Source organism: Azonexus fungiphilus, assembly GCF_003634965.1.
In the GTDB taxonomy this organism is placed as follows: Bacteria; Pseudomonadota; Gammaproteobacteria; order Burkholderiales; family Rhodocyclaceae; genus Azonexus; species Azonexus fungiphilus.
On the sequence record NZ_RBXP01000020.1, the window covers coordinates 15522 to 42062 of the forward strand.

Genomic DNA, 26541 nt, shown 5'->3' on the forward strand with positions numbered 1-26541 from the left:
TTGATATTTCGGGGGTTTTACCATCGCTCAGAACAAGGCCCATCGTTTAAACGATGAGATTACGGTGCCGGAGATTCGTCTCCAGGGCTTGGAAGGTGAACAGCTTGGCATAGTCAGCATCCGGACTGCGCTGCAGATGGCCGAAGAGGCTGGTGTCGATCTCGTCGAGATCGCGCCGACGGCGAAGCCGCCGGTCTGTCGCATCATGGACTACGGCAAGTTCAAGTACCAGGAACAAAAGCGCGCACACGAAGCCAAGCTGAAGCAGAAACAGGTGCAGGTCAAGGAAATCAAACTGCGCCCGGGTACCGACGAAAACGATTACCAGATCAAGCTCAGGAACATGACGCGTTTCCTGGAAGAAGGCGACAAGGTCAAGGTGACCCTGCGCTTCCGGGGCCGCGAGATGGCGCACCAGGAATTCGGCATGCGCCAGCTGGAACGGATCAAGGCAGATCTCGAGGCGATTGGTGCTGTCGAGCAGATGCCGAAGATGGAAGGGCGTCAGATGATCATGATCATCGGGCCGGCCAAGAAGAAGTAAGTGCAGTAAAAGCAGTTATTAGTGCTTTCGGGTAGTACAAGCGTTCCCGCCGGGAACCACCTGACGGCATGACATTAAGGAGCATCAAAATGCCCAAGATGAAGACCAAGAGCGGCGCCAAGAAGCGCTTTTCGGTCCGCGCTGGTGGTTCGATCAAGCGTGGCCAAGCCTTCAAGCGTCACATCCTGACCAAGAAGACCACCAAGAACAAGCGTCAACTGCGCGGTGCAGTTGGAGTTCACGAGCGCGATGCAGCATCCGTCCGCGCCATGATGCCCTACGCGTAAGGAGATAGCACATGTCCCGAGTCAAACGTGGTGTAACCGCCCGCGCCCGTCACAAGAAGGTCCTGGCCCAGGCCAAGGGTTATCGCGGTCGTCGCAAGAACGTCTATCGCATCGCCAAGCAGGCGGTGATGAAGGCCGGTCAGTACCAGTACCGTGACCGTCGTCAGCGCAAGCGTCAGTTCCGTTCCCTGTGGATCGCCCGTATCAATGCCGCCGCTCGCGAGCTGGGCATGAAGTACAGCACCTTCATGAACGGTCTGAAGAAGGCCAACATCGAAGTCGACCGCAAGGTCCTGGCCGATCTGGCCGTCTTCGATCAGCCGGCTTTTGCCGCCCTGGCTGCGCAAGCCAAGGCCAAGCTCGGCGCCTGAGCTTAAGCTCTTGAAGAAAAAGGAGGCGCAAGCCTCCTTTTTTGTTTGAATATCGTGCAGTCACGTTGGTAGAAGTCCATGGACAATCTCGAGCAGATCGTTAGCGAGGCGTGTGCCGCCTTCGCCGCCATTTCCGACCCGGATGCGCTGGAACAGGCCAAGGCCCGTTTCCTCGGCAAGAGCGGACAGATCACCGAACTCCTGAAGGGCCTCGGCAAGTTGCCGCCCGAAGAGAAGAAAACCGCCGGCGCCGCGATCAACGTCGCCAAGACCGCCGTCGAGACGGCACTCAACGAGCGCCGCGAGGCGATCCGCAAGGCAGCGCTCGATGCGCGCCTGGCCGAGGAAGCGCTCGACGTGACGCTGCCCGGTCGCAGCGAAGCCCGTGGCGGCTTGCATCCGGTGACGCGTACGCTGGAGCGCATCGAATCCTTGTTTGCTTCGATCGGTTTCGAGGTCGCCGACGGCCCGGAAATCGAGGAAGACTTCTTCAATTTCACTGCCTTGAACACGCCCGAGGATCACCCGGCGCGTTCGATGCACGACACCTTCTACCTGCAGAACCCGGACGGCAGTCTTGCCGACAAGGTGTTGCTGCGCACGCATACCAGTCCTGTCCAGGCGCGTTACATGCAGGCGCACGTGGCCCGTTACGGTCAACAGGAAAAAATGCCCGAAATCCGCATCATCGCCCCGGGTCGCGTCTATCGCGTCGATTCCGATGCGACGCACTCGCCGATGTTCCACCAGGTCGAAGGCCTGTGGGTCGGGGAGAACGTTTCTTTTGCCGACCTGAAGGGCGTGATCGCCGATTTCCTCAAGAGCTTCTTCGAGACCGACGACCTGACCGTGCGTTTCCGTCCGTCCTTCTTCCCGTTCACCGAGCCGTCCGCCGAGATCGACGTGGCCTTCATGAGCGGCGCGCTCAAGGGCCGCTGGCTGGAAATCGCCGGTTGCGGCATGGTGCATCCGACCGTCCTGCGCCACGCCGGCATCGACCCGGAAAAATATACCGGCTTTGCCTTTGGCATGGGGCCGGACCGCCTGACCATGCTGCGCTATGGCGTCAATGACCTGCGCCTGTTCTTCGAGGGCGACCTGCGCTTCCTGCGCCAATTCGCCTGATCCATTTTTCGAGACAAGCCCATGAAATTCTCCGAATCCTGGCTGCGTAGCCTCGTCGATCCCAAGCTGTCGAGCGAGGAACTCTCCCATCTGCTGACCATGGCTGGCCTCGAAGTCGAGGAACTGGACGCGGTCGCCCCGGCCTTCACCAGCGTTGTCGTCGCGCAGGTGCTGGAAGTCGTCAAGCATCCCGACGCTGACCGCCTCAACGTCTGTCAGGTCGATATCGGTAGCGGCACGCCGCAGCAGATCGTCTGCGGTGCGCCCAACGTCGCCGCCGGCCTGAAAGTGCCGTGCGCGCTGCCCGGAGCCGAACTGCCCGGCGACTTCAAGATCAAGGTCGCCAAGGTGCGCGGCATCGAATCCTCGGGCATGCTCTGCTCGGCCAAGGAGCTCGGCATTGCCGAGGAAGCCTCCGGTCTGCTCATCCTGCCGGCCGACGCGCCGGTCGGTCAGAGCATTCGCCAGTATCTCGACCTCGACGACCACGTCTTCGAACTCAAGCTGACGCCGAACCGTGCAGACTGCCTGTCGTTGCTCGGCGTGGCGCGCGAAGTCGGCGCCATTACCGGTGCCGCGACCAGTCTGCCTGTCGTCGCAGAAGTGCCGGCCAGCATCGCCGACAGCCGCGCCGTCGTCCTCGACGCGCCGGCGGCCTGCCCGCTCTACTACGGCCGCATCGTCAAGAACGTCGATGCCAAGGCGCCGACGCCGGAGTGGATGAAGCGCCGCCTGGAGCGCAGCGGCATCCGCTCGATTTCCGCGCTGGTCGATATCACCAACTACGTGATGCTCGAACTCGGGCAGCCGCTGCACGCCTTCGACAACACCCGCCTGGACGGTGCCGTGCATGCGCGCATGGCCAAGCCGGAGGAAAAGCTGCTGCTGCTCAACGAGCAGACGATCACGGTCGACGCCGATATCCTGGTGATTTCCGACGACGCCAAGCCGCTGGCCATGGCCGGCATCATGGGTGGCGAGGAGAGCGGCATCACGCTCGAAACCAGCGAACTCTTCCTGGAATCCGCCTTCTTCGCACCGAAAGCCATCGCCGGGCGTGCCCGCCGTTACGGCTTCGGCTCCGATGCCTCGCACCGCTTCGAACGCGGCGTCGATTTCGGCGGCACCCGCCGTGCCATCGAGCGGGCCACGCAGCTGATTCTGGAAATCTGCGGCGGTCAGGCCGGTCCGGTCGTCGAAGCCAAGGCCGAGTTGCCGGCGCGGCAACCGGTGCGCCTGCGTACCGCCCGTGCCGAAAAGGTGCTCGGCCTGCCGCTCGGTGCCGATCGCATCGCCGGCCTGTTCAAGGGCCTGGCGCTCGATTTCGTGCAGCAGGGCGACGATTTCCTGGTGACGCCGCCGTCCTGGCGCTTCGACATGGAAATCGAGGAAGACCTGATCGAGGAAATCGCCCGTCTCTACGGCTACGACAACATCCCGTCGCCGGCGCCGCAGGCGCGCATGGCCATGCTGCGTCAGCCGGAAGCACAGCGGCCGGCTTACCGCGTCCGCCAGATGCTGGCCGACCGCGGCTACCAGGAAGTGGTCAATTTCGCTTTCGTCGAAACCCAGTGGGAAGCTGATTTCGCCGGCAAGACCGCCGAGGCGGACCTGATCCGTCTGGCCAACCCGATCGCCAGCCAGATGGCGGTGATGCGTTCGAACCTGTTCGGCGGCCTGATCGCTAACCTGGTCACCAACCTCAAGCGCAAGCAGACCCGCGTCCGCCTGTTCGAGGTCGGTCGTACCTTCCATCGCGATGCCGCTGCCGTACCGGTGGCCGGTTATCGCCAGCCCTGGCGTCTCGGTGGTCTCGCCTTCGGCGGTGCCTTGCCCGATGGCTGGGCGAGCGGCGGCCGCAAGGTCGACTTCTTCGACGTCAAGGGCGACATCGAGGCGCTGCTGGCGCCCGCCGCGCTGCGCTTCGAAAAGCTGGTGCATCCGGCGCTGCATCCCGGTCGTGCCGCGCGCATCCTGCTCGATGGCGTCGATATCGGTTGTGTCGGCGAACTGCATCCGGAATGGGTGCAGAAATACGACCTGACCGCCGCGCCGGTGCTCTTCGAACTCGATTTCGCCGCGATCAAGGCAGTTGTCGTTCCCGTCTACACGGAGCTGTCGCGGTTCCCGGCGGTGGTTCGCGACCTGGCGGTGGTGGTTGACCGCGACCTTGCCTTGCAGGCCCTTTTCGACGGTCTGAAACAGGACCTTCCGGGGCTTGTCACCGACCTCCAGCTGTTCGATGTATACGCTGGAAAGGGTGTCCCGGAAAACAAGAAAAGTCTTGCGCTACGCATAGTTATGCAAGATACTCAACGCACTTTGCAAGATTCGGAAGTTGATGCTGCGATGCAGCAACTGATCGCCTGTCTGGAGAAGACGTTCGGCGCCCAACTGCGAGCCTGACGAAAGAATTGATAACGATGACGCTGACCAAAGCCGAACTCGCCGACCTGCTGTTCGAAAGAGTGGGACTCAACAAGCGCGAGGCCAAAGACATGGTCGAGGCCTTTTTCGAAGAAATCCGCAACGCCCTGGAAACGGGTGATGGCGTCAAGCTGTCGGGCTTCGGCAACTTCCAGTTGCGCGACAAGCCCCAGCGCCCGGGGCGCAACCCCAAGACCGGCGAGGAAATCCCGATCACTGCGCGGCGCGTGGTGACCTTCCATGCCAGCCAGAAACTGAAGTCCGATGTCGAGCTCGCTTTCGATGGAATCGCGGCCTAAAGCCCCGGGCAGCGAAGATCTGCCCCCGATCCCCGCCAAGCGCTACTTCACCATCGGCGAAGTCAGCGAGTTGTGTGGCGTCAAGCCGCACGTGCTGCGCTACTGGGAGCAGGAATTCAACCAGCTCAAGCCGGTCAAGCGGCGGGGCAACCGTCGCTATTACCAGCACCACGAAGTCCTGCTTGTTCGTCGCATTCGCGAACTTCTTTATAATCAGGGTTTTACGATCAGTGGCGCACGTAATCGCCTGGATGAAGGCGGGGCTGTCGAGTCGCGTTCGACGGTCGACACCGAACACGAGGTAAAAATGCCGGCCAGCCTGCGTGGCGAATTGAAGGCAATTATCGAGATGTTGGCGGTTTGAATTCTGCCGAAATGCAGTATAATGCTCGGCTTGTCGGGGCGTAGCGCAGCCTGGTAGCGCACTTGCATGGGGTGCAAGGGGTCGCGAGTTCGAATCCCGCCGCCCCGACCAAAGAAAATAAAGAAACCGGCCTTGGCCGGTTTTTTTATTTGAATGTTGAAAAATATATTCGGGCAAATTAAATTACACTGCTGATTTGATTATCAACCAGGAGATTATTATGGATTTGTCTACGCTTTCCCTCGTCGAACTTCGTGAATTGCAGGAAAAGATTCCGGCTGAATTGAAGCGCCGTGAATCCGCTGAAAAGGCGAATGTCCTGAATGAAGTCCGCGCTTTTGCCAAGGCCCGTGGTTTTGCAATCGAAGATCTGATCGGCAAGGAAACCAAGATCAAGGTTGCCAGCGGCGGCAAGGTCAAGGTCAAGTATCGCCATCCGCAAAATGCCGAACTCGAGTGGACCGGTCGCGGACGCAAGCCCAAGTGGGTCGAAGCCTGGCTCGCCGAAGGTGCTTCCCTGGATGCACTGCTGGTCTGATCGATGCGCATCCTGCTCAGTAACGACGACGGCTATTTCGCGCCCGGCCTGGCCGCCCTGTACGAGGCTTTGCAAGGGCTGGGCGAGATCGTCGTCGTCGCACCCGAGCAGAACCGCAGCGGTGCCAGCAACTCGCTGACGCTGGACCGGCCGCTGATGCTGAAACAGGCTGCCAGCGGCTTTTATTTCGTCAATGGCACGCCGACGGATTGCGTCCATCTGGCGGTGACCGGCATGCTCGAGGCACTCCCCGATATTATCGTTTCCGGGATCAATTCCGGTGCCAATATGGGCGACGATACGATTTATTCCGGGACTGTCGCGGCGGCGACCGAGGGTTATCTGCTCGGCATTCCTTCAATTGCCATTTCAATGACCAGTTTTGAGGGGCTGAATTTCGCCACTGCCGGTCGTATTGCCCGTGAACTGGTCGAGCGCCATATTGCCAATCCGATTGGCGGGCCGGTATTGCTCAATGTTAACGTGCCAGATATTCCCTACGCCGAATTGCAGGGGCTCGAAGTGACCCGGCTTGGGCGTCGGCACAAGGCCGAACCGGTGGTCAAGATGACTTCGCCGCGCAAGGAGACGGTGTACTGGATCGGCGCCGCAGGCGCCGCCGCCGATGCCGGACCGGGTACGGATTTTCACGCAATCGAGCAGAAGCGGGTCTCGGTGACGCCGCTGCAGATCGACTTGACTCACACCAGCCAGTTGCCGGCGATTCGTCAGTGGGTCCGATGACGGCATTCGGCTTGCAGGGAATCGGCATGACCTCGCAGCGGACCCGGGCGCGCATGGTCGAGCGGCTGCGCGAGAAAGGAATCCGCAGCGAGGCCGTGCTCAAGGCGATGGCAGCCGTGCCGCGCCATGTCTTTGTCGAGGAAGCCCTGGCCTCGCGGGCCTATGAGGATACGGCGCTGCCGCTGGGCATGGGGCAGACGATCTCGCAGCCTTACATCGTCGCCCGGATGATCGAGCTTCTGCTCAACGGTCGCCCCGGCCTTGGCAAGACTCTCGAGGTCGGTGCCGGTTGCGGCTATCAGGCGGCGGTTCTGGCCCAGTTGAGCAAGGACGTCTATGCCGTCGAACGGATTGCGCCGCTGCTCGAGAAGGCGAAGGCCAACATGCGCACGCTGCAGCAGTTCAACGTCCGCCTGAAGCTGGCCGACGGCCATTTCGGCCTGCCCGAGGCGGCGCCTTTCGACAGCATCATCGTTGCCGCCGCCGGTGCGGCGATTCCGCCGGAACTGCTCCGCCAGCTCGCGCCGGGCGGCCGCATGGTCTTGCCTGTCGGGGGCCATGAGCAGTATCTTTGCCTTGTCGAACACACCGCCAACGGTTTCATCGAGACGCGCCTGGACCCCGTCCGCTTCGTCCCGTTGCTGCCCGGAACACAATGACCAGACTTCTAGCCCCGCTTTTCCTGATCCTTTCACTCGGCGCCTGTACCCAGGCGCCGGCCCCGACGGTGGAGCGCTCGCCGAGCGCCCAGGCACGAGCGGCCGGTCCGGGCGAGTACATGGTCAAGCCGGGCGACACGCTGTATCGCATCGCCAAGGAAAACGGCCTTGATCATGTCGAGCTGGCGGCGCAGAACAACATCGACAACCCGGCAGCACTGCGGGTCGGCCAGATTCTCCGCTTGCGGCCGGCCAACGCCGCGAGCACCAGTGCCGCGGCGCCTGTCGCGACGCCGATCGGGGTCGCCACCGGCGTCGAGGCGCGCAGCCTCGACGGCAAGCCGGCGGCACCGGCAGCGGTCGCCGGCGGCAGCCTGCGCGAGCCGCGTGGCGGCAAGGAAGCCTATTCCGACGAAGCCTACGCCCGCCTGAACAACCAGGCGCCGGCCGCGGCGACCCCGCCGGCCCCGACGCCGGCCGCGGCGGCGAGCGAAGCGCCGGCAGCCGCAGCAGCGGCCGGGCCGGCCGAAGTCGAGGGCGTCGTCTGGGCCTGGCCGACGAAAGCCACCATCAAGGCTGCTTACAACGGCAGCAGCAACAAGGGGATCGATTTCGCCGGCAAGCAGGGCGATCCGGTACTCGCCGCCGGCGAGGGACGGGTTCTCTACGTCGGTGACGCGCTCGCCGGTTACGGCAAGCTGGTGATCGTCAAGCACAGTACCGACCATCTTTCGGTCTATGCCCACAACAGCAAGATCCTGGTCAAGGAAGGCCAGCCGGTCAAGCTGGGGCAGAAGATCGCCGAGATGGGCAACAGCGGTACCGACAGCGTCAAGCTGCACTTCGAGATCCGCAAACAGGGCAAGCCGGTCGATCCGACGCCCTTCCTGCCCAAGCGATGAGCGGCATCGACGACGAAGGCGAGGAAACCGTCCTGCCCGTCGTCGGCGACGGCGAGGAGGCGGCCCCCGCCGCGCCCGAGGTGGCACTGGCCGAGGCCGGCCTGCTCGAGGATGTGACCCAGGTCTATCTCAACGAGATCGGTGCCAAGCCGCTGCTGACGCCAGCCGAGGAGCTGGCTACCGCACGCCGGGTCTGTGCCGGCGATTTCGCGGCGCGGCAGAAGATGATCGAGCACAACCTGCGCCTGGTCGTGAACATCGCCAAGCATTACCTGAACCGCGGCATCCCGCTGCTCGACCTGGTCGAGGAGGGCAACCTCGGTCTCATCCATGCGCTCGAGAAATTCGATCCCGAGCGCGGTTTCCGTTTCTCGACCTACGCGACCTGGTGGATCCGCCAGAGCATCGAGCGCAGCATCATGAACCACTCGCGGACGATCCGCCTGCCGGTGCATGTGGTCAAGGAAATCAACCTGGTCCTGCGCGCCATGCGTCATCTGGAATCTGCCGACAGTCGTGAGTCGACCGTCGAAAAGGTGGCCTTGCTGCTCGACCGGCCGGCCGATGACGTCCGCCGCATCCTCTCGCTCAACGAACACATCGCCTCGCTCGATGCGCCGCTCGACATCGATCCCAATCACACGATGGCCGAGTTCATTGCCGACGAAAGCGCCAGCGCCGATCCGGAGAGCCTGCTTCAGTCGAGCGAGGTCGGTTCGCTGCTCGGCGAGTGGCTGGGCGAACTGAGCGAGCGCCAGCGTCAGATCATCGAGCGGCGCTACGGCCTCAACGGCTGCGACATCGCCACCCTCGACACGATCGCCGGCGACCTCGGGCTGACCCGCGAACGCGTTCGCCAGATCCAGATCGAGGGCCTGGAGCGCCTGCGCAAGATCATGCGCCGGGCCAACGTCAGCCGCGACTCGCTGCTCTGAATCTGACGGTCAACGGCCCGCCAGGGCCATTTTTGCCGTGCGGATTTCCTCGGCCAGCTGGAATACCGACATCGCGTAGAAGCTCGAGCGGTTATAGCGGGTGATCACGTAGAAGTTCTCGAAGCCCAGCCAGTACTCGGTGGCGCGTTCGGGCGAGACGAGGTCGACCAGCGTCACCGTCGATTCCGGCGCCGCCGCGGCGACGATGCCGCGCGCGTACAGGTCGCCGGCGCGCAGGCTGGGGCGGATGCCGGCCTGCAGCAGGCCGGCGTCGGGCGTGCCCGGCAACTGCGCCGGTACGGCGACCGGCTGGCCGGCTTGCCAGCCGTGCTGTTCGAGAAAGCGGGCAACGCTGCCGATCGCGTCGTCGACGCTGCCGGCCAGGTCGACGCGCTGGTCGCCGTCGAAATCGACGGCATAGCGGCGCTGGCTGCCCGGCATGAATTGCGGGATGCCGATGGCACCGGCAAACGAACCCTTGACCGCCAGCGGATCGAGGCCGTTCTCGCGCGCCAGCAGCAGGAACTGTTCGAGTTCGGCGCGGAAGAACTCGGCGCGCCGCGGATAGTGGAAGGCGAGCGTGGCCAGCGCCTCGAGCACGCCGAAATTGCCGGTGATGCGTCCGTAGGCGGTTTCGACGCCGATGATCGCGACGATCACTTCCTCGGGCACGCCGTAGAGGGCGCGCGCGCGCGCCAGCGCGACCGCGTTGTCCTGCCAGAAGCGGACGCCACCGTTGATCCGCTGTTCATTGAGGAAGCGCGGCCGGTAGCGCTCCCAGGAGCGTTGCGCCGGCGTGCTCGGCGGCGCGATCAACTGCAGGACGCTGGCGTTCGGGCGGACCGCGGCAAACTGGGTGAGGACGCTGCCGGCATCGAAGCCGTGGCGCTCGGCGATGTCGCGGGCGAAGGCCTGGGCCTCCGGGCTGTCGGCGATGCTCGCCGGGGCGGCGGCGGCAAACGGGGTGGCGAGGGTGAGGCTGAGCGTCAGGGCGGCCAGGAACTTGTTCAAGCGGATCTCCGTCGGGGCAGTCGGGCGACGGCGGCGCGCAGCGCCGCCAGGTACAGGTTCGGGGTGGGCGCGTAGCGGGCGAGCAGGAACAGGCGGACGACCGGGTCGAAGGCCTCGGCGCTCGCCGGGTCGCTGCGGCGCAAGCGCGCGGCCAGTGCCAGCGGCGTTTCCCCGGGCGCGCAGTGTACCCCGATTCGTCGCTGCGCGCGCAGCCACAGGCGCAGCGCCGGCGGCTGCCGGTGCTGCCGGCGCAGGGCGAGTGCGGCGATCAGCGCGAGCGCAGCGGCGCCGGCAAGCGACAGGGCGATCGCCAGTGTCCGCCAGTCGGCATCGGGCAGTCCGAGGTCGGCCAGCAACTGGCGCTGGCGTTGCGCGTCGAAGCCGATCACCCGCTGGTTCCAGGCGTTGTTCAGGGCTTCCCAGCGGTGGCGCATGCCGCGCAGCCAGTCGGCGTGGCGCTGGATGAACAGCGGCAGCGGCTCGCCGGCCGGCAGCGCCTCGGCAATGCCGCGCTCGATCCGTTCCGGGGCGACGGCGGCGGTCGGGTCGACGCGGACCCAGCCGCGTTCGGCCAGCCAGACCTCGGACCAGGCGTGGGCCTCGGACTGGCGGACGACCAGGTAGCCGTCGAGCGGGTTGAACTCGCCGCCCTGGTAACCGGTGACGACGCGGGCGGGCACGCCGGCGGCGCGCATGAGGACGACGAAGGCCGCGGCATAGTGCTCGCAGAAGCCGCGCCGGCTGCGGAAGAGGAAGTCGTCGATGGCGTCGCGACCGAGCAGCGGCGGCTGCAGCGTGTAGTGGAAGGGCTCGTTGCGGAAATGACGCAGTGCACGGTCGACGATGCCGGACGGCGATTTTTCCTCGTCGCGCCAGCGGGCGGCCAGCGCCAGCGTGTGCGGGTTGCCGGTCGGCGGCAGCGCCAGGTTGGCAGTCAGCGTAGCCGGCTGCTCGTGGCGATTGAGGCGGTAGGCCGGGGTCGAGCTCAAGCGGAAGCGTCGGCGTGCCTCGACCGGCTGCGCCAGCTGGGCACTCAGACGGCCGTCGAGGGTGGCGCCGGCGGGCAGCGTGGCGGCTGCGTCGAGGGCCAGCAGCCAGCGCTGGCCATGTGCTTCCAGCGTCGTTTCGTAGTCGATCGCCGGCCCCAGCGCCTCGATCGTTTCGGCCGGCCGGCGCTGCGGCCAGACCTGCCAGCTGGTGCCGTCGTAGCGCTCGAGCACCGGGCCGCGCCAGTAGAGCAGCGGGCGGGCCGGCGGCGTGCCGTCGAAGCGGACGCGGAAGGCGATCTCGCCGCTGCGCACGAGTTCGCCAATGCTGCCTGGCGACATGCTTTCCGACAGGCCGCTGCGCGCCTGGAAAGCGTCTTGCGGCAAGCCCCAGAGCGGACCGCCGACGCGCGGGAAGAGGAGGTAGAGGACGAGCATCAGCGGCAGCGCCTGCAGCCCGATCTGGCCGGCGTAGCGCAGGGTCTCGCCGGGGCCGATGCGGCCGGCGTGGAGGCGGATCAGGGCGGCGGTGACCAGCCACAGCGCGAGTAGCAGCCAGAGGCCGGTGGGGATGTCCTGGGCGTGGAAGTAGTGCGTCAGCAGCAGGAAGTAGCCGAGCATCACGACGACGATGGCGTCCCGCCGCTGGCGCATTTCGAGCAGCTTCATCGCCATGAACAGGACCAGCATGGCGACACCGGCGTCGCGGCCGAACAGCGTGCCGAACTCGGCCACGATCGCCAGACAGCCGCCGATCGCCAGCGGCAGCAGCAGCCAGCGGCCGGGCAGGCGCTGGTCGCGCTGCCACAGCCAGGCGGCCCAGGCCAGCAGCAGGCCGGCCAGGCCACTCAGCCAGGCCGGCTGGTGCAGGGTGTGCGGCAGCGTTGTCGCCAGCGCCACGGCGAACAGCCAGGGCGGCTCTTCGCGGCTGAGCAGGTCGTCGCTGGCGCTCATGGCAGCAAGGCCAGGGCTTCCAGGCAGCGGCGGCAGTGTGCTTCGCCGCTGGCGGCCGGGATCGTGACGCCGGGCAGGGCCAGGCTGTAGTGCAACTGTCGGCGGGCGGCCTCGAGCACCCAGCCGGTCAGGATGGCGATGCGTGTTTCATCGTCCTGTGCCGGATCGGCGGCCTGCCAGGCGAGCGCCAGTTCGGTCTCGCTGCCGCCGGCAAACTGCTTGACCAGCAGGGGCCGCTGGCCGCCGTCGCGGGCGCTGGCCTTCCAGGCGACGTGGCGCAGCGGATCGGCCGGCTGGCGTCGGCGAAAGCCGGCGAAATCCTCCTGGCCGCCGTTGCCGGCGCCGCTGCCTGGCGCCGCGCTGGCGCTCGCCTCGGGCAGCGGAGTGGCGAGCGGGCGCGCATAGACCAGGCAGCGCATTTCGGGCTGCAGGTAGCTCCAGGCGGTGAACAGGCCGAGCGGATAACGCGTGCTCAGGCGCACGCGCGGCAGCACCAGCCAGCCACGCCGCCGGCTCGGGACCGGGATGGCGATTTTTGCCTGCTGGCGGCCGTCGACCGTCAACGTCGCCGGGTGTCCGGGATCCGCCGCGAAGACCAGCATGCGCCGGGCGAGCGGACGCGGGTTGTCGACCAGCAGTTCGAATTCGGCGGTTTCGCCGGCGAATACCGGGGCACAGCGTCCCGGTGTCAGGCGCAGGCCGTGCAGGTTGCGAAAGCCGTGCACCATGCCGACCATGCCGATGCCGGCGAGCAGGAAGACCAGGGCATGGCCGAGCGCCAGGTTGTAGTTGATCGCGCCGAGCAGCATCACGACCAGCGCGGCGGCGAACAGCAGGCCGCTGCGCGAGGGCAGGATGTAGATGCGGCGGCGGTCGAGGACGATCGCCGCGGTGCCGTCGGAACGCCAGCGGAACAGCCAGCGGTGCAGCGCGTCGAATCGGCGCATGTGGCGGTCAGGGAATGGCGACGGCGGCGAGCAGGGCGTCGATGTCGCTGGCAGTCGCCGGGCCGCCGCCCTGGTCCGAGTGCAGGCGATGGCGGGCGACCGCCGGGAAGACTGCCTGCACGTCGTCGGGCAGGACCAGGTCGCGGCCGGCCAGCCAGGCCCAGGCGCGCGCGGCGGCAAGCAGCGCCAGCCCGGCGCGCGGCGACAGCCCGTGGCGGAAGGCCGGCGTGTTGCGGCTGGCCTCGACCAGGGCCTGGACGTAGTCGATCAGCGCCGGCGCCGCGTGCAGGCCGGCAATCTCGGCCTGCAGCGCGGGCAGGTCGGCCGGCGCCAGCAATGGCGTCAGGGCTTCGCTGGCGGTGCGCCGGCCGCCGGCGGCGAGCAGTTCGCGTTCGGCGTCGCGGCTGGGATAGCCGATCTCGATGCGCATCAGGAAGCGGTCGAGCTGCGATTCGGGCAGCGGGAAGGTGCCGATCTGGTGGGTCGGGTTCTGGGTCGCGATGACGAAGAACGGCGAGGGCAGCGGCCGCGTCTCGCCCTCGCAGGTGACCTGGCCTTCCTCCATTGCCTCGAGCAGCGCGCTCTGCGTCTTCGGCGTCGCCCGGTTGATTTCGTCGGCCAGGACCAGTTGCGCGAAGACCGGCCCGGGCACGAAGCGGAAGCCGGCGCTGCTGCGGTCGAACACCGAAACGCCGGTGATGTCGGCGGGCAGCAGGTCGGCGGTGAACTGGATGCGGGCGAACTGCAGTCCGAGCAGGCGGGCCAGGGTGTGCGCCAGCGTCGTCTTGCCGAGGCCGGGCAGGTCCTCGATCAGCAGGTGGCCACCGGCGAGCAGGCAGGCGGCGGCCAGCCGGACTTCGTGCGCCTTGCCGAGGATGATCCGGTTGGCGGCATCGAGGACGGGCACGAAGGCGTGCGGTCGACTGCCCAGCGAGGGGATTTTTGTGGTGGTCATGCAGCTTTCCGTCAGGGGAGGCAGTTGCCCGTCATTCTAATGCTTGAAGCGCCTTGCGAAATAAGACGATAATGATTCTTCGACGAGCGCCCGCCAGGCGCCGCTTCGCAGAGAGAGAACAAGTGACGACCACTGCCTTCATCACCCATCGCGACTGCCAGTTGCACGACATGGGGACGCATCACCCGGAATGCCCGCAACGTCTGACCGCCATCAACGATCACCTGATCGCCCAGGGCATCGACGCCTATTTCGTGTACTACGACGCGCCGCTGGCCACCTTCGAACAGCTGCTGCGCGTCCATCCGGCCTCGCATCTCGAACGCATCAAGCGCGCCTCGCCGGAAATGGGGATCGTCCATCTCGATCCCGACACCGCGATGAATCCGCATACCTGGCAGGCGGCCCTGCGTGCCGCCGGCGCCGGTTGCATGGCGGTGGACCTGGTGGTCGGCGGTGAATGCGAGAATGCCTTCTGTGCCGTCCGCCCGCCCGGCCATCACGCCGAGAAGGCAACGCCGATGGGCTTCTGCTTCTTCAACAATGTCGGCGTCGCGGCCATGCACGCGATCAAGGCGCACGGGCTTGAGCGCGTCGCCATCATCGATTTCGACGTGCACCACGGCAACGGTACCGAGGACTGCTTCGCCGGTAACGATCAGGTGCTGATGTGCAGCATCTTCCAGCATCCCTTCTATCCCTATTCGGGGACCGACAAGCCGGCCGCCAACATGTGCAACGTGCCGCTGGCCGCCGGTTGCGGCGGCGAGGAGTTCCGCGATGCCGTGCTCCAGGTGTGGACGCCGCGGCTCAAGGAGTTCCAGCCGCAGATGATCTTCATCTCGGCCGGTTTCGATGGTCACTACGAGGACGACATGGGCGGCCTCAAGCTGGTCGAGAAGGATTTCGCCTGGTGTACCGACCACCTCAAGAAGCTGGCCGCCGAAATGTGCGGCAAGCGCATCGTCTCGATGCTCGAGGGCGGCTACGTGATGACCTCGCTGGCGCGCAGCGTCGGCGCCCACCTGCGGGTGCTGGCCGATCTCTGACGGCGTCTTCCTTGGGAAAAAGGGCGGGCTGGGGTAAAATCCGGCCCTCATTTTTCGTGTTTCCAACGTTTTTACGGATGAATCCATGGCGTTGATTGTTCAGAAGTACGGCGGCACTTCCGTCGCCAATCCCGAGCGCATCAAGAATGTCGCCCGGCGCATCGCCCGCTTCAAGGCGCAGGGTCACCAGATCGTCGTCGTCGTCTCGGCGATGAGCGGCGAAACCAACAAGCTGATCGCACTGGCCAAGGAAATGCAGGCGGTCCCGGATCCGCGCGAACTCGACGCGGTGGTGTGCACCGGCGAACAGGTCACCACCGGCCTGCTGGCCATGGGCCTCAAGGCCATCGGTGTCGATGCCAGGAGCTATACCGGCGCCCAGGTCAAGGTCCTGACCGACAGCACCTTCACCAAGGCGCGCATCCTGTCGATCGACGAAGCCAACATCCGTCGCGATCTCGATGCCGGCAAGGTGGTCATCGTCGCCGGCTTCCAGGGTGTGGACGCCGACGGCAACATCACCACGCTCGGCCGTGGCGGTTCCGATACCTCCGGCGTGGCGCTGGCCGCGGCGCTGAAGGCCGACGAATGCCAGATCTACACCGACGTCGATGGCGTCTATACGACCGATCCGCGCGTCGTGCCGGAAGCCAAGAAACTCGACACCATCACCTTCGAGGAAATGCTGGAAATGGCCAGCCTCGGCTCCAAGGTGCTGCAGATCCGCTCGGTCGAGTTCGCCGGCAAGTACAAGGTCAAACTGCGCGTGCTGTCCAGCTTCCAGGATGAAGGCGAGGGCACGCTGATTACTGTTGAGGAAGACAAGAACATGGAACAACCGATCATTTCCGGTATCGCCTTCAATCGCGACGAAGCCAAGCTGACCATGCTCGGCGTTCCGGATACCCCGGGCATTGCCTACCAGATCCTCGGCTCGATCGCCGACGCCAACATCGACGTCGACATGATCATCCAGAACGTCGGCCACGACGGCACCACCGATTTCTCCTTCACGGTCAACCGCGGCGACTACGCCAAGGCCCAGGGCATCCTGGAAACCGTCAAGCAGAAGCTGGGCGCCCGTGAAGTCACCGGCGACAACAAAATCTGCAAGGTCTCCGCCGTCGGCGTCGGCATGCGTTCGCACCCGGGCGTTGCCTCGAAGATGTTCAAGGCCCTGGCCGACGAAGGCATCAACATCCAGATGATTTCGACTTCCGAAATCAAGATTTCCGTCGTTCTCGACGAGAAGTACCTGGAGCTCGCCGTGCGCGTGCTGCACCGGACCTTCGGTCTGGATCAGTAAAGGTTTGACCAAAGGGCGCCGAGGCATTATCATCCGCGCCTCATTGCAGTTCGGGAGACGTGGCCGAGAGGTCGAAGGCACTCCCCTGCTAAGGGAGCATACGCGCTAAAACGTGTATCGAGGGTTCGAATCCCTCCGTCTCCGCCAGTACGCTGGTGGTCGACTGCGATGGAAGGAAAGCCCCGGTGATCCGGGGTTTTTTTTCGTCCGCAGATTTGTCGCCGGTTGAAAAATCAGCTTTGGCAAGAGGGGTTTCCCCGATTGTCAGTCTTGCAACAAAAGTTCCTAATCCAGGTTGCTGATTTTTAATGGATATATCCTGGCGCTTTTATTGCTTTTGGCGGACGGGGTGGCGCGCTGTCGGGCGCTGTCGGTTTTCTTGGTGTTTGTAAGTTTTCATTAAGTATCGAGTCGGCTAAAATCGGCGACTTTGTACAATTCTGCAAAGATTGCGCGGCGCTTCGCCGCGTGTTGTTGAACCTCTCTTCGGACTAAGCGAATGATCAGAATTAAACGCGGTCTGGACTTGCCCATCGCCGGTGCGCCGGCGCAGCGCATCGAGGCCGCCAGGCCGGTGCGCAGCGTTGCCGTGATCGGTTTCGACTACCCGGGAATGAAGCCGACGATGGCGGTCCAGGTGGGCGATCGGGTCAAGTTGGGCCAGGTGCTGTTTTCCGACAAGAAAACGCCTGGCGTGCATTTCACCGCACCGGGTGCCGGCGTGGTCAGCGCCATCCATCGCGGCGAGCAGCGGGTGCTGCAGTCGGTGGTGGTGGACCTCGAGGGCGACGATGCGGTCGAGTTTGCCAGTTATCCGGATGCGCAGATCGACGCCCTGAGTCCCGCACAGGTTCGCGACAACCTGCAGCAGTCGGGTTTGTGGACTGCGCTGCGGACCCGGCCGTTCAGCAAGGTTCCGACGGTCGACAGCGTTCCGGCATCGATTTTCGTCACTGCCATCGACACCCATCCGCTGGCTGCCGATCCGGCCGTGATCATTGCCGAGGCGGCCGACGATTTTCGTCGCGGCCTGCGCCTGCTGGCTCGTCTGGCCAAGGTCTTCCTTTGCGTCGGCGAAGGCGGTGCGATTCCCGGTGACGGCCTTGCCAACGTTCATGTCGAATCCTTCGCCGGTCCGCACCCGGCCGGTCTGCCCGGAACCCATATCCATTTCCTTGATCCGGTCAGCGCCCACAAGACCGTGTGGACGATCGGCTACCAGGACGTCATCGCCATCGGCCGCCTGTTCGCCACCGGTCGGCTGCCGGTCGAGCGCGTCGTCGCTCTTGGCGGCCCGGTGGTCAATCAACCGCGGCTGCTGCGTACGCGCCTGGGCGCCTGTCTGAGCGAACTGACCGCTGGCGAAGTGACCGTCGACCAGCCGCTGCGCATCATTTCCGGTTCGGTCTTCGGCGGGCGCACCGCACGTGGTGCCTGCGCCTGGCTGGGGCGCTATCACCAGCAGGTTTCCTGCCTGGCCGAAGGGACCGAGCGCGAGATGCTGCACTACCTGCGGGCCGGCACCGACAAGCATTCGGTGATGAACCTCTACGTCTCGAAGCTGATGTCGGGCAAGTTGTTCAATTTCACCACCAGCACCAACGGCAGCCCGCGAGCGATGGTACCGATCGGCAATTACGAGGCAGTGATGCCGCTCGACATCCTGCCGACCCAGCTGTTGCGCTACCTGATCGTTGGCGACACCGAGATGGCCCAGAAACTGGGTTGCCTCGAGCTCGACGAGGAAGATCTGGCGCTGTGCAGCTACGTCTGTGCCGGCAAGTACGAATACGGTCCCATCCTGCGTGACAACCTCACGCGCATCGAGAAGGAGGGTTGAGCATGGGGCTGCGTTCCTGGCTCGACAGCATCGAGCACCATTTCCACAAGGGCGGCAAGTACGAGAACTGGTATGCGCTTTACGAAGCCGTCGATACCGCACTCTACAAGCCGGCCAATGTGACCCGGACGACCGCCCATGTGCGCGACGGCCTGGACCTCAAGCGGATGATGATCACCGTCTGGCTGTGCACTTTCCCGGCGATGTTCTTCGGCATGTGGAACGTCGGCTTCCAGGCCAATACGGTTTTTGCCGCCAACCCGGAACTGCTCGCCGCCCAGGACAACTGGCGGCTGGCCCTGATCGCGCTGTTTGCCGGTTTCAACCCGGGCAGCGTCTGGGACAACCTGGTGCACGGCGCCGCCTACTTCCTGCCGATCTACGCCGTCACCTTCATCGTCGGCGGCTTCTGGGAAGTCCTGTTTGCGGCGATCCGCAAGCACGAGGTCAACGAGGGCTTCTTCGTCACCTCGGTGCTGTTCGCGCTCACCCTGCCGCCCTCGATTCCCTTGTGGCAGGTGGCGCTCGGCATCAGTTTCGGCGTCGTCATCGCCAAGGAAGTTTTCGGCGGTACCGGCAAGAACTTCCTCAACCCGGCGCTGGCCGGCCGTGCCTTCCTGTTCTTCGCCTATCCGGCGCAGATCTCGGGCGACGCGGTGTGGGTGGCGGTCGACGGCTTCACCGGCGCGACGCCGCTGGCGGTTGCCGCGGCCGGCGGGATCGAGGCGGTGATGGCCGGCGGCCTGAGCTGGACGAATGCCTTCTTCGGCCAGTTGCCCGGCTCGATCGGTGAAACCAGCACGCTCGCCATCCTGTTCGGCGGTGCCGTGCTGCTGGTGATGAAGATCGCCTCCTGGCGCATCGTCGCTGGCGTCATGCTCGGCATGGTCGCGACCAGCCTGCTGCTCAACGGTATCGGTTCGGCGACCAATCCGATGTTCGCGATGCCGTGGTACTGGCACCTGGTCGTCGGTGGTTTCGCCTTCGGCATGATGTTCATGGCTACCGACCCGGTGTCGGCGTCGATGACCAACACCGGCAAATGGATTTTCGGTGCCTTGATCGGCCTGATGGTGGTGCTCATCCGCGTCGTCAATCCGGCATTCCCCGAGGGCATGATGCTGGCGATCCTGTTCGCCAACCTCTGTGCCCCCTTGATCGACCACTTCGTGGTTACGGCCAACATCAAGCGGAGGGCGGCGCGCCATGTCCAGTAACAAAGAATCCACCAGCCGCACGCTGCTGGTTGCCCTGACCGTCAGCCTGGTGGCTGCGGTCTTCGTCGCCGGCGCGGCGGTTTCGCTGAAACCGGTGCAGGTCGAGAACCGTCTGCTCGACAAGCAGCGCAGCATCCTGTCGATCGCCGGCCTCGGTGACGAGCTGAGCTCGGCCCAGGTCAAGGACTTGTTCAACAGCCGGATCAAGGCGCGTGTCGTCGACCTGGCGACCGGCGACTACGCCGAGGGCTTCGACCCGGTCAGCTTCGATCCGCTGAAGGCGGCGCGCGACCCGAAAACCTCGAAGGCGCTCAGTGGCGATCAGGACAAGGCGCTGATCAAGCGGCGCGAACAGTACACCACGGTGTACATGGTCGAGCAGGACGGCAAGATCGCATCGCTGATCCTGCCGATCCGCGGCTATGGCCTGTGGTCGACGCTGCACGGCTTCCTTGCCCTGAAGGCCGATCTCAACACCGTGGTCGGTCTCGGCTTTTATCAGCATGCCGAAACCCCGGGTCTCGGCGGCGAGGTCGACAATCCGAAATGGAAAGCGCTGTGGCCCGGCAAGACGCTGTTCGACGATGCCGGCAAGCCGATCATCAAGGTGGTCAAGGGTGGTGTCGATCCGGCCAGTCCGGATGCCGGCCACCAGGTCGATGCATTGGCCGGCGCGACGCTGACCAGTAACGGTGTCGACAAGCTGCTGCAGTTCTGGCTCGGCGAGCAGGGCTTCGGGCCCTATCTCGCGAAATTGCGTCAACAGGGGGTGTGAGCGTGGCACAACAACCTACCGTCAAGGAAGTCCTGTTCAATCCGGTCTTCAACAACAATCCGATCGCACTGCAGATCCTCGGCATCTGCTCGGCGCTGGCCGTCACCTCCAACCTCAAGACGGCGCTGGTCATGGCCATCGCCCTGACGCTGGTGACCGCCTTCTCGAACCTGTTCATCTCGCTGATCCGGGCGCAGATTCCGGGTTCGATCCGGATGATCGTGCAGATGGTCATCATCGCCTCGCTGGTCATCGTCGTCGACCAGCTGCTGCGCGCCTATGCCTTCAGCCTGGCCAAGCAGCTGTCGGTGTTCGTCGGCCTGATCATCACCAACTGCATCGTCATGGGCCGGGCCGAGGCCTTCGCCATGCAGAACCCGCCGCTGCTGTCCTTCTGGGACGGGATCGGCAACGGTCTGGGCTACAGCACGATGCTGGTCGCGCTCGGCGTCATCCGCGAACTGTTCGGTGCCGGCAAGCTGCTCGGCGTCGAGATCCTGCCGCTGATCAAGGACGGCGGCTGGTACCTGCCGAACGGCCTGCTGCTGCTGCCGCCGTCGGCCTTCTTCCTGATCGGCCTGTTCATCTGGGGGCTGCGTACCTGGAAGAAGAACCAGGTCGAGCCGGCAAGCTTCCGCATGGCGCCCCAGGTCAACGAAAGGGAGGCCTACTGAGATGGAACACCTGCTGAGTCTTTTCGTCCGTTCCGTGTTCATCGAGAACATGGCGCTCTCCTTCTTCCTCGGGATGTGTTCGTTCATCGCCATCTCGAAGAAGGTCGAGACTGCCATCGGCCTCGGCATCGCCGTCGTCGTCGTCCAGGTGATCACGGTGCCGGCCAACAACCTGGCCTACACCTACCTGCTGCGCGAAGGTGCGCTGGCCTGGGCCGGCATGCCCGATGTCGACCTGTCCTACCTCGGCCTGCTCACCTACATCGGCGTCATCGCGGCGATCGTCCAGATCCTCGAGATGCTGCTCGACAAGTACGTGCCCAGCCTGTACAACGCGCTCGGCATCTTCCTGCCGCTGATCACCGTCAACTGCGTGATCATGGCCGGTTCGCTGTTCATGGTCGAACGCGACTACAACTTCTCGGAGAGCGTGGTTTACGGCTTCGGTTCCGGCGCCTCGTGGGCGCTGGCCATCGCGCTGCTCGCCGGCATCCGCGAGAAGCTGAAGTACAGCGACGTGCCCGCCGGCCTGCAGGGCCTGGGCATCACCTTCATCACCATCGGCCTGATGTCGCTGGGCTTCATGTCCTTCTCGGGCATTCAACTCTAAGGGGCGGGAATGAACATCCAGGAAATCCTGCTCGCCATCGGCATGTTCACCGGCATCGTGCTGGCGCTCGCGGTCTTCATCATCGCCGCCCGCGCCAAGCTGGTGTCGTCGGGCGATGTCGAGATCGAGATCAACGGCGAGCGCACCATCACCGTGCCGGCCGGCGGCAAGCTGTTGCAGACGCTGGCCTCGAACAACATCTTCCTGTCGTCGGCCTGCGGCGGCGGCGGTACCTGCGCCCAGTGCAAGTGCCAGGTGCACGACGGCGGCGGCGAAATGCTGCCGACCGAGGAATCGCACTTCACCAAGCGCCAGGCCAAGGAAGGCTGGCGCCTGTCGTGCCAGACGCCGGTCAAGCAGAACATGAAGATCGAGGTGCCGGAAGAGGTCTTCGGCGTCAAGAAGTGGGAGTGCACGGTCGAGTCCAATCCGAACGTCGCCACCTTCATCAAGGAACTGACGCTGCGCCTGCCGGAAGGCGAGAGCGTCGATTTCCGGGCCGGCGGCTACGTCCAGCTCGAATGCCCGGCGCACGTCGCCAACTACAAGGACTTCGACATCCAGCCCGAATATCGCGGCGACTGGGACAAGTTCAACATGTGGCGTTTCGTGTCGAAGGTCGACGAGCCGGTCATCCGTGCCTACTCGATGGCCAACTATCCGGAGGAGAAGGGCGTCGTCAAGTTCAACATCCGCGTCGCCTCGCCACCGCCGAACCGCGACGACATCCCGCCGGGCAAGATGTCGTCCTTCGTCTTCAACCTCAAGCCGGGCGACAAGGTCACGGTCTATGGCCCGTTTGGCGAATTTTTCGCCCGCGACACCGAGGCCGAGATGGTCTTCATCGGCGGCGGCGCCGGCATGGCGCCGATGCGCTCGCACATCTTCGACCAGCTCAAGCGTCTCAAGTCGACGCGCAAGATCAGCTTCTGGTACGGCGCCCGCTCGATGCGCGAGGCCTTCTACGTCGAGGAATTCGACAAGCTGGCCGCCGAAAACCCGAACTTCAAGTGGCATCTGGCGCTGTCCGATCCCTTGCCGGAAGACAACTGGACCGGCTACACCGGCTTCATCCACAACGTGCTCTACGAGAACTACCTGAAGGACCATCCGGCGCCCGAGGATTGCGAGTTCTACATGTGCGGGCCACCGATGATGAACGCCGCGGTGATCAAGATGCTGCTCGATCTCGGCGTCGAGCGCGAGAACATCATGCTCGACGACTTCGGCGGCTGAGCGGCGGGGGGCACCATGGAAACCTTCCTCGTCACTTTTGGCGTGATCGCCCTGCTGGTGCTGCTCATGGCCGTCGGCGTGATCTTCGGGCGCAAGCCGATCGCCGGCAGCTGCGGCGGCTACAAGGCGCTCGATCTCGATTGCGCGGCCGGTTGCAAGGAACCCTGTGAAAAGCGCCAGGCCAGGATGCAGGCAGAAGCCGATGCCCTGGCCAAGGCGCAAGCGGAGAACAAGGCATGCTGAAATCGCTGCTGGTAAAAGACTACATGACCGCCGATCCCCTGGCGTTCACGCCGGAGATGGATGTCCTGACCGCGGTTCACCAACTGCTCGAACACCAGCTCAACGGGGCGCCGGTGGTTGATGCCCAGGGGCACCTGGTCGGCTATTTCTCGGAGCGCGACGGACTCAAGGTCGCGCTCAACGCCTCCTACTACGAACAACCGGGCGGCCCGCTGGCGCAACACATGTCGCGCGACGTCGCGACGCTGGCCGCCGATGCCTCGATGGCCGATGCCGTCGAGCGCTTCGTCGGTCACCATTTTCACTGCTATCCGGTGGTCGACGGTGGACGACTGGTCGGCCAGCTGTCGCGGCGCGACGCGCTGAAGGCGCTGGAAAAGCTCTGGTAAGCGGCGCCGGCCGGCGGCCATGAAAGCCCTTCGCCGCTTGCGCATCATCGGTGCCGCCAGCGGCATCGGCGCGCAGGATGCGGCCTGTGCCGACGGCCCGGTCGCCTTCCATCGTTCGCAGGCCTGGCGCGAGCTGGCCGAGCATCCGGCGATCGACTGGGGGCGCACGCTGTTCGCCCCGGCCGCCGACGGGCAGGGGCGGAGCGCCCGCATTGCCGCGCTCTGCCGCCATCTCGCCGACGAAGTCGAGGCGACACTGGCGGCCGGTGACTTTCCCCTCGTCCTCGGCGGCGATCATTCGGTTGCGATCGGTACCTGGAGCGGGCTCGCGCGTTTTCTCGGGGTGCCGTCCGGCTTGCTCTGGATCGACGCCCACCTCGACAGCCACACCCCGGAAAGCAGCTATTCCGGCGCCGTACATGGCATGCCGCTGGCCTGTCTGCTCGGGCGCGGCGACAAGCGCCTGCTCGCCATCGGCCGGCCGGGGCCGCAGATCAGCGCCGCCCATACCGTCGTCCTCGGTGCCCGCAGCTACGAGCCGGAGGAACGCCAGTTCCTGGCGCAAGCCGGCGTGCGCGTGATCATGGCCGAGGAGATCGAAGCTCGCGGCTTTGCCGCCTGTCTCGACGAAGCCGCCGCCATCGTCGCCGCGGCGCCGGCCGGTTTCGGCGTCAGCCTCGACCTCGACGCGGTCGATCCGGCGCTGGCGCCCGGCGTCGGCAGTCCGGCACCGGACGGTCTGCTGGCCAGCGACCTGCTCACCGCCTGGCGTTGGCTGGCCGGGTTGCCCGGTCTGCGGGGGCTGGAAATCGTCGAGTACAACCCGGATCGCGACCGGCACGGGGCGACCGCCCAGCTGATTGCCGCCTTGCTGGCCGAGGCGGCGGCCGCCTGATTCGCCGAAATCCATTCTGGCGCAATGGATTTGCGCGCGACCCGCTTGCCTGATCAGGGGCGGATGACGGAGAATGCCCGGTCTGGCGAAAAATGACCGTTGCAAGTCGTTCGCCCCGCCTTTCCCTTCCGCTGACCTTCAAGGAGCTGGCTGTGACCCCGAACAAGAAGCTTTTCCTGATCTGTAGCGCCGGCCTGCTGGCCATGCTCTCCGGCTGTGCCACCGAAACCTCGCGCGCCATCGAGGCGCCCCAGACCGTTGCCGCCGCCCGTCCCTACGCCGGCGAGCGCCAGCCGATCTCGGTCGGCAAGTTCGACAACCGCTCGAGCTTCATGCGCGGCGTCTTCTCCGACGGTGTCGACCGGCTCGGCAGCCAGGCCAAGACGATCCTGGTGTCGCACCTGCAGCTGAGCAACCGTTTCTCGGTGCTCGACCGCCAGAACATGAACGAAACCAGGCAGGAAGCCGAGATCGCCCGCAAGCAGCAGGCGCTCAAGGGGGCCCGCTACGTGATCACCGGCGACGTCACCGAATTCGGCCGCAAGGAAGTCGGCGACCACCAGCTGTTCGGCCTGCTCGGCCGCGGCAAGCAACAGGTTGCCTACGCCAAGGTGGCGCTCAACGTCGTCGACGTCGATACCTCGGAAGTCGTCTACTCGACCTTCGGCGCTGGCGAATACGTCCTCTCCAACCGCGAGGTGATCGGTTTCGGCGGCACTGCCAGCTACGATTCGACGCTCAACGGCAAGGTCCTCGACCTGGCCATCCGCGAGGCGGTCGACGGCCTGGTCAAGGGCGTCGAGTCCGGCGCCTGGCGTCCGGCCCGCTGAGCGGACGGAGCATTGCGATGATCCGGACGAACCTGCTGGCCGGCGCCTGCCTGGCCCTGCTTGCCGGCTGCGCCAGCCAGCCGCAGTCGTTGTACCACTGGGGGGCTTACCCGGCGGTCCAGTACGCTTATTTCAAGGGCGACAAGGGGCCGGAGGAGGGCATCCTGGCGCTCGAGAAGGTGCGCGAGGAAGCCAAGGCCCAGGGCCGTGCGCTGCCGCCCGGGCTGCAGGCGCACCTTGGCCTGCTCTATGGGATGACCGGGCGCGGCGACCTGTTCGAGCAGAACCTGCTGGCCGAGAAGCAGAGCTTTCCCGAAAGCTCGGTCTATCTCGATTTCCTGCTCAAGCAGAAGACGCCGGGCGGCGAGAAAGCGCAGGGGGCAAAATGAAACTGCGCTGCCAATTCCTGCGTACTCCCTTGCTGCTCGCCGCTTTCCTGTTGCTTGGCGGCTGCGCCACGACCTCGCGTCCGGCCTACGACTATTCGGCCTTCCGCGCGGCGCGGCCGGCATCGATCCTGGTGCTGCCGCCGGTGAACCAGTCGCCGGACGTCAAGGCCAGCCCCAGCATGCTCGCGCATGCCACGGTGCCGCTGGCCGAAGCCGGTTACTACGTGTTCCCGGTGACGCTGGTCGATGAAACCTTCCGCCACAACGGCCTGACCTCGCCGGAAGACATCCACGACGTGGCCCCGGCCAAGCTGCGCGAGATTTTCGGTGCCGACGCCGCGCTCTACATCACGGTCAAGCAGTACGGCACCTCGTACGTCGTCGTCTCCAGCGAAACCCGCGTCACCGCCGAGGCCCGTCTGGTCGACCTGCGCAGCGGCCAGCAACTGTGGTCGGGCAAGGCCACGGCGTCGAGCGCCGAAGGCGACAACAACAGCGGCGGCGGCCTGATCGGCCTGCTGGTCAAGGCCGCCATCCGCCAGATCGTCGAGACGGTCAGCGACCAGGGCCATGTCATCGCCGGCATCACCAGCGCCCGCTTGCTCTCGCCCTACGCCAACGGCGGCATCCTGCGCGGGCCGCGCGCGCCGCAGGTGAAGGACGGCGTGCGCTGAGCGCGCGCCAGTCCCGGGAAACGGCAGCTGCGGCTGCCGTTTTTTTTTGCCCTGGAAAATCGCGCAATTTGACGGTCGACCGTCAAATCCCGGCATTTTCCGGGCGCCTTGCCGCTTGCCGGAAGGCGCGGGATACTGCGGGCAACGACAGGAGGCAGCATGACTCATGATCAAATCCGCCAGGCCATCCGTTCCGGCTGGCCGTTTTTCGGCGTCACCCGCCAGGGCCAGGTGATGGCGCGCTATGTGCCCTATGGTCCGGTATTCCGCTGGCAGCGCAACCAGATGATCCCGACGCCGCTGCAGGGCGAGGATCTGCTGTGGTGGCTGCAGGCCAGCGACGAGGGCGCCGGCGAGGAGCCTTGA

General features: G+C 65.1%; 31 protein-coding genes and 2 tRNA genes. 29 read left to right on the plus strand and 4 right to left on the minus strand.

The genetic code is table 11. The features are described 5' to 3' along the window. Positions 1-22 precede the first annotated feature (22 nt). The 13 genes from infC to rpoS all read left to right on the plus strand — a co-directional run bounded on the left by infC (position 23) and on the right by rpoS (position 9195). The gene (gene infC / locus DFR40_RS16015; RefSeq protein ID WP_121459509.1) at positions 23-544 is read left to right on the plus strand and encodes a translation initiation factor IF-3; all 522 of its coding nucleotides are present in this window, start codon (positions 23-25) and stop codon (positions 542-544) included. A gap of 89 nt (positions 545-633) precedes the next feature. Continuing rightward, entirely contained in the window at positions 634-831 is a 198-nt protein-coding gene (gene rpmI / locus DFR40_RS16020; protein WP_121459510.1) for a 50S ribosomal protein L35, read from the plus strand. An 11-nt stretch (positions 832-842) separates the two neighbouring features. Next, positions 843-1202 carry a 50S ribosomal protein L20 gene (rplT, locus tag DFR40_RS16025; RefSeq protein WP_121459511.1) on the plus strand — a complete coding sequence of 120 codons (360 nt, stop codon included), beginning with the start codon at positions 843-845 and terminating at the stop codon, positions 1200-1202. A gap of 78 nt (positions 1203-1280) precedes the next feature. Further along, positions 1281-2327, plus strand: coding sequence for a phenylalanine--tRNA ligase subunit alpha (gene pheS, locus DFR40_RS16030; RefSeq protein ID WP_121459512.1), 1047 nt, complete (start codon positions 1281-1283; stop codon positions 2325-2327). A gap of 21 nt (positions 2328-2348) precedes the next feature. Beyond that, positions 2349-4733: a phenylalanine--tRNA ligase subunit beta gene (gene pheT / locus DFR40_RS16035; RefSeq protein WP_121459513.1), complete on the plus strand. Its 2385-nt coding sequence runs from the start codon at positions 2349-2351 to the stop codon at positions 4731-4733. An 11-nt stretch (positions 4734-4744) separates the two neighbouring features. Continuing rightward, complete coding sequence (locus DFR40_RS16040; RefSeq protein WP_211329829.1) at positions 4745-5053, plus strand: integration host factor subunit alpha; 309 nt, start codon at positions 4745-4747, stop codon at positions 5051-5053. Continuing rightward, positions 5037-5417 (plus strand): MerR family transcriptional regulator, encoded by a 381-nt coding sequence (locus DFR40_RS16045; RefSeq protein ID WP_121459515.1) that lies wholly within the window; start codon positions 5037-5039, stop codon positions 5415-5417. Before DFR40_RS16040 ends, DFR40_RS16045 begins: the two co-directional genes overlap by 17 nt. Before the next feature lie 34 nt (positions 5418-5451). Further along, positions 5452-5528: transfer RNA gene (locus DFR40_RS16050), tRNA-Pro, on the plus strand. A gap of 85 nt (positions 5529-5613) precedes the next feature. Further along, positions 5614-5955: an H-NS histone family protein gene (locus tag DFR40_RS16055; RefSeq protein WP_245985714.1), complete on the plus strand. Its 342-nt coding sequence runs from the start codon at positions 5614-5616 to the stop codon at positions 5953-5955. 3 nt (positions 5956-5958) lie between these two features. Next, on the plus strand, positions 5959-6699 hold the full coding sequence (gene surE / locus DFR40_RS16060; RefSeq protein ID WP_121459517.1) for a 5'/3'-nucleotidase SurE: 741 nt from the start codon (positions 5959-5961) through the stop codon (positions 6697-6699). A 26-nt stretch (positions 6700-6725) separates the two neighbouring features. Further along, complete coding sequence (locus DFR40_RS16065; RefSeq protein ID WP_245985715.1) at positions 6726-7358, plus strand: protein-L-isoaspartate(D-aspartate) O-methyltransferase; 633 nt, start codon at positions 6726-6728, stop codon at positions 7356-7358. Next, positions 7355-8260, plus strand: coding sequence for a peptidoglycan DD-metalloendopeptidase family protein (locus DFR40_RS16070; RefSeq protein WP_121459519.1), 906 nt, complete (start codon positions 7355-7357; stop codon positions 8258-8260). Before DFR40_RS16065 ends, DFR40_RS16070 begins: the two co-directional genes overlap by 4 nt. Beyond that, positions 8257-9195: an RNA polymerase sigma factor RpoS gene (gene rpoS, locus DFR40_RS16075; protein WP_121459520.1), complete on the plus strand. Its 939-nt coding sequence runs from the start codon at positions 8257-8259 to the stop codon at positions 9193-9195. Before DFR40_RS16070 ends, rpoS begins: the two co-directional genes overlap by 4 nt. A gap of 9 nt (positions 9196-9204) precedes the next feature. Here rpoS and mltB read toward each other — a convergent pair whose 3' ends face one another. From mltB to DFR40_RS16095, 4 genes are read right to left on the minus strand one after another with little or no spacing between them, the layout of a single operon-like run. Further along, complete coding sequence (gene mltB, locus DFR40_RS16080; protein WP_170160253.1) at positions 9205-10206, minus strand: lytic murein transglycosylase B; 1002 nt, start codon at positions 10204-10206, stop codon at positions 9205-9207. Beyond that, a complete protein-coding gene (locus tag DFR40_RS16085) occupies positions 10203-12146 on the minus strand; it encodes a transglutaminase TgpA family protein (protein WP_121459521.1) in 1944 nt (647 codons plus the stop codon). Before DFR40_RS16085 ends, mltB begins: the two co-directional genes overlap by 4 nt. Continuing rightward, positions 12143-13093: a DUF58 domain-containing protein gene (locus tag DFR40_RS16090; protein ID WP_121459522.1), complete on the minus strand. Its 951-nt coding sequence runs from the start codon at positions 13091-13093 to the stop codon at positions 12143-12145. Before DFR40_RS16090 ends, DFR40_RS16085 begins: the two co-directional genes overlap by 4 nt. 7 nt (positions 13094-13100) lie before the next feature. Next, positions 13101-14048 carry an AAA family ATPase gene (locus tag DFR40_RS16095; protein ID WP_121459523.1) on the minus strand — a complete coding sequence of 316 codons (948 nt, stop codon included), beginning with the start codon at positions 14046-14048 and terminating at the stop codon, positions 13101-13103. Between the two features lie 122 nt (positions 14049-14170). Between DFR40_RS16095 and DFR40_RS16100 the strand changes: the two genes are divergently transcribed. The 16 genes from DFR40_RS16100 (at position 14171) to DFR40_RS16175 (ending at position 26541) form a co-directional block, all read left to right on the plus strand. Beyond that, complete coding sequence (locus tag DFR40_RS16100; protein ID WP_121459524.1) at positions 14171-15097, plus strand: histone deacetylase family protein; 927 nt, start codon at positions 14171-14173, stop codon at positions 15095-15097. An 85-nt stretch (positions 15098-15182) separates the two neighbouring features. Further along, positions 15183-16403, plus strand: a complete 1221-nt coding sequence (locus DFR40_RS16105; RefSeq protein WP_121459525.1) for an aspartate kinase — start codon at positions 15183-15185, stop codon at positions 16401-16403. A 53-nt stretch (positions 16404-16456) separates the two neighbouring features. Beyond that, positions 16457-16550: transfer RNA gene (locus DFR40_RS16110), tRNA-Ser, on the plus strand. Positions 16551-16902: 352 nt separating this feature from the next. Continuing rightward, positions 16903-18243 (plus strand): Na(+)-translocating NADH-quinone reductase subunit A, encoded by a 1341-nt coding sequence (locus DFR40_RS16115; protein WP_121459526.1) that lies wholly within the window; start codon positions 16903-16905, stop codon positions 18241-18243. Between the two features lie 2 nt (positions 18244-18245). Further along, positions 18246-19460 (plus strand): NADH:ubiquinone reductase (Na(+)-transporting) subunit B, encoded by a 1215-nt coding sequence (locus DFR40_RS16120; protein ID WP_121459527.1) that lies wholly within the window; start codon positions 18246-18248, stop codon positions 19458-19460. After that, a complete protein-coding gene (locus DFR40_RS16125) occupies positions 19450-20235 on the plus strand; it encodes a Na(+)-translocating NADH-quinone reductase subunit C (protein ID WP_121459528.1) in 786 nt (261 codons plus the stop codon). The genes DFR40_RS16120 and DFR40_RS16125 overlap by 11 nt, the downstream gene beginning before the upstream one ends. A gap of 2 nt (positions 20236-20237) precedes the next feature. Further along, entirely contained in the window at positions 20238-20909 is a 672-nt protein-coding gene (locus tag DFR40_RS16130) for an NADH:ubiquinone reductase (Na(+)-transporting) subunit D (RefSeq protein WP_121459529.1), read from the plus strand. Between the two features lies 1 nt (position 20910). Then, a complete protein-coding gene (gene nqrE, locus DFR40_RS16135; RefSeq protein ID WP_121459530.1) occupies positions 20911-21519 on the plus strand; it encodes an NADH:ubiquinone reductase (Na(+)-transporting) subunit E in 609 nt (202 codons plus the stop codon). Positions 21520-21528: 9 nt separating this feature from the next. Beyond that, positions 21529-22755 (plus strand): NADH:ubiquinone reductase (Na(+)-transporting) subunit F, encoded by a 1227-nt coding sequence (gene nqrF / locus DFR40_RS16140; RefSeq protein ID WP_121459531.1) that lies wholly within the window; start codon positions 21529-21531, stop codon positions 22753-22755. Positions 22756-22770: 15 nt separating this feature from the next. After that, positions 22771-22998 carry a (Na+)-NQR maturation NqrM gene (gene nqrM / locus DFR40_RS16145; RefSeq protein ID WP_121459532.1) on the plus strand — a complete coding sequence of 76 codons (228 nt, stop codon included), beginning with the start codon at positions 22771-22773 and terminating at the stop codon, positions 22996-22998. Next, positions 22992-23387 carry a CBS domain-containing protein gene (locus tag DFR40_RS16150; RefSeq protein ID WP_121459533.1) on the plus strand — a complete coding sequence of 132 codons (396 nt, stop codon included), beginning with the start codon at positions 22992-22994 and terminating at the stop codon, positions 23385-23387. The genes nqrM and DFR40_RS16150 overlap by 7 nt, the downstream gene beginning before the upstream one ends. Before the next feature lie 19 nt (positions 23388-23406). Continuing rightward, positions 23407-24282: an arginase gene (locus DFR40_RS16155; RefSeq protein ID WP_121459534.1), complete on the plus strand. Its 876-nt coding sequence runs from the start codon at positions 23407-23409 to the stop codon at positions 24280-24282. Between the two features lie 152 nt (positions 24283-24434). Beyond that, positions 24435-25112 carry a CsgG/HfaB family protein gene (locus DFR40_RS16160; RefSeq protein WP_245985718.1) on the plus strand — a complete coding sequence of 226 codons (678 nt, stop codon included), beginning with the start codon at positions 24435-24437 and terminating at the stop codon, positions 25110-25112. Between the two features lie 17 nt (positions 25113-25129). Further along, on the plus strand, positions 25130-25501 hold the full coding sequence (locus DFR40_RS16165) for a DUF4810 domain-containing protein (RefSeq protein ID WP_121459536.1): 372 nt from the start codon (positions 25130-25132) through the stop codon (positions 25499-25501). Continuing rightward, the gene (locus DFR40_RS16170) at positions 25498-26175 is read left to right on the plus strand and encodes a DUF799 domain-containing protein (protein ID WP_121459537.1); all 678 of its coding nucleotides are present in this window, start codon (positions 25498-25500) and stop codon (positions 26173-26175) included. Before DFR40_RS16165 ends, DFR40_RS16170 begins: the two co-directional genes overlap by 4 nt. Before the next feature lie 159 nt (positions 26176-26334). After that, positions 26335-26541, plus strand: coding sequence for a hypothetical protein (locus DFR40_RS16175; protein ID WP_121459538.1), 207 nt, complete (start codon positions 26335-26337; stop codon positions 26539-26541).

Coding starts and splice junctions, on each gene's coding strand:
- pheS (WP_121459512.1), top strand. CDS start 1,281: ATGGACAATCTCGAGCAGATCGTTAGCGAGGCGTGTGCCGCCTTCGCC.
- DFR40_RS16150 (WP_121459533.1), top strand. CDS start 22,992: ATGCTGAAATCGCTGCTGGTAAAAGACTACATGACCGCCGATCCCCTG.
- rpoS (WP_121459520.1), top strand. CDS start 8,257: ATGAGCGGCATCGACGACGAAGGCGAGGAAACCGTCCTGCCCGTCGTC.
- DFR40_RS16085 (WP_121459521.1), bottom strand. CDS start 12,146: ATGAGCGCCAGCGACGACCTGCTCAGCCGCGAAGAGCCGCCCTGGCTG.
- pheT (WP_121459513.1), top strand. CDS start 2,349: ATGAAATTCTCCGAATCCTGGCTGCGTAGCCTCGTCGATCCCAAGCTG.
- DFR40_RS16105 (WP_121459525.1), top strand. CDS start 15,183: ATGGCGTTGATTGTTCAGAAGTACGGCGGCACTTCCGTCGCCAATCCC.
- nqrM (WP_121459532.1), top strand. CDS start 22,771: ATGGAAACCTTCCTCGTCACTTTTGGCGTGATCGCCCTGCTGGTGCTG.
- rplT (WP_121459511.1), top strand. CDS start 843: ATGTCCCGAGTCAAACGTGGTGTAACCGCCCGCGCCCGTCACAAGAAG.
- surE (WP_121459517.1), top strand. CDS start 5,959: ATGCGCATCCTGCTCAGTAACGACGACGGCTATTTCGCGCCCGGCCTG.
- nqrE (WP_121459530.1), top strand. CDS start 20,911: ATGGAACACCTGCTGAGTCTTTTCGTCCGTTCCGTGTTCATCGAGAAC.
- DFR40_RS16070 (WP_121459519.1), top strand. CDS start 7,355: ATGACCAGACTTCTAGCCCCGCTTTTCCTGATCCTTTCACTCGGCGCC.
- DFR40_RS16125 (WP_121459528.1), top strand. CDS start 19,450: ATGTCCAGTAACAAAGAATCCACCAGCCGCACGCTGCTGGTTGCCCTG.
- DFR40_RS16170 (WP_121459537.1), top strand. CDS start 25,498: ATGAAACTGCGCTGCCAATTCCTGCGTACTCCCTTGCTGCTCGCCGCT.
- rpmI (WP_121459510.1), top strand. CDS start 634: ATGCCCAAGATGAAGACCAAGAGCGGCGCCAAGAAGCGCTTTTCGGTC.
- DFR40_RS16165 (WP_121459536.1), top strand. CDS start 25,130: ATGATCCGGACGAACCTGCTGGCCGGCGCCTGCCTGGCCCTGCTTGCC.
- DFR40_RS16095 (WP_121459523.1), bottom strand. CDS start 14,048: ATGACCACCACAAAAATCCCCTCGCTGGGCAGTCGACCGCACGCCTTC.
- nqrF (WP_121459531.1), top strand. CDS start 21,529: ATGAACATCCAGGAAATCCTGCTCGCCATCGGCATGTTCACCGGCATC.
- DFR40_RS16045 (WP_121459515.1), top strand. CDS start 5,037: ATGGAATCGCGGCCTAAAGCCCCGGGCAGCGAAGATCTGCCCCCGATC.
- DFR40_RS16115 (WP_121459526.1), top strand. CDS start 16,903: ATGATCAGAATTAAACGCGGTCTGGACTTGCCCATCGCCGGTGCGCCG.
- DFR40_RS16065 (WP_245985715.1), top strand. CDS start 6,726: ATGACCTCGCAGCGGACCCGGGCGCGCATGGTCGAGCGGCTGCGCGAG.
- DFR40_RS16175 (WP_121459538.1), top strand. CDS start 26,335: ATGACTCATGATCAAATCCGCCAGGCCATCCGTTCCGGCTGGCCGTTT.
- DFR40_RS16090 (WP_121459522.1), bottom strand. CDS start 13,093: ATGCGCCGATTCGACGCGCTGCACCGCTGGCTGTTCCGCTGGCGTTCC.
- DFR40_RS16155 (WP_121459534.1), top strand. CDS start 23,407: ATGAAAGCCCTTCGCCGCTTGCGCATCATCGGTGCCGCCAGCGGCATC.
- DFR40_RS16120 (WP_121459527.1), top strand. CDS start 18,246: ATGGGGCTGCGTTCCTGGCTCGACAGCATCGAGCACCATTTCCACAAG.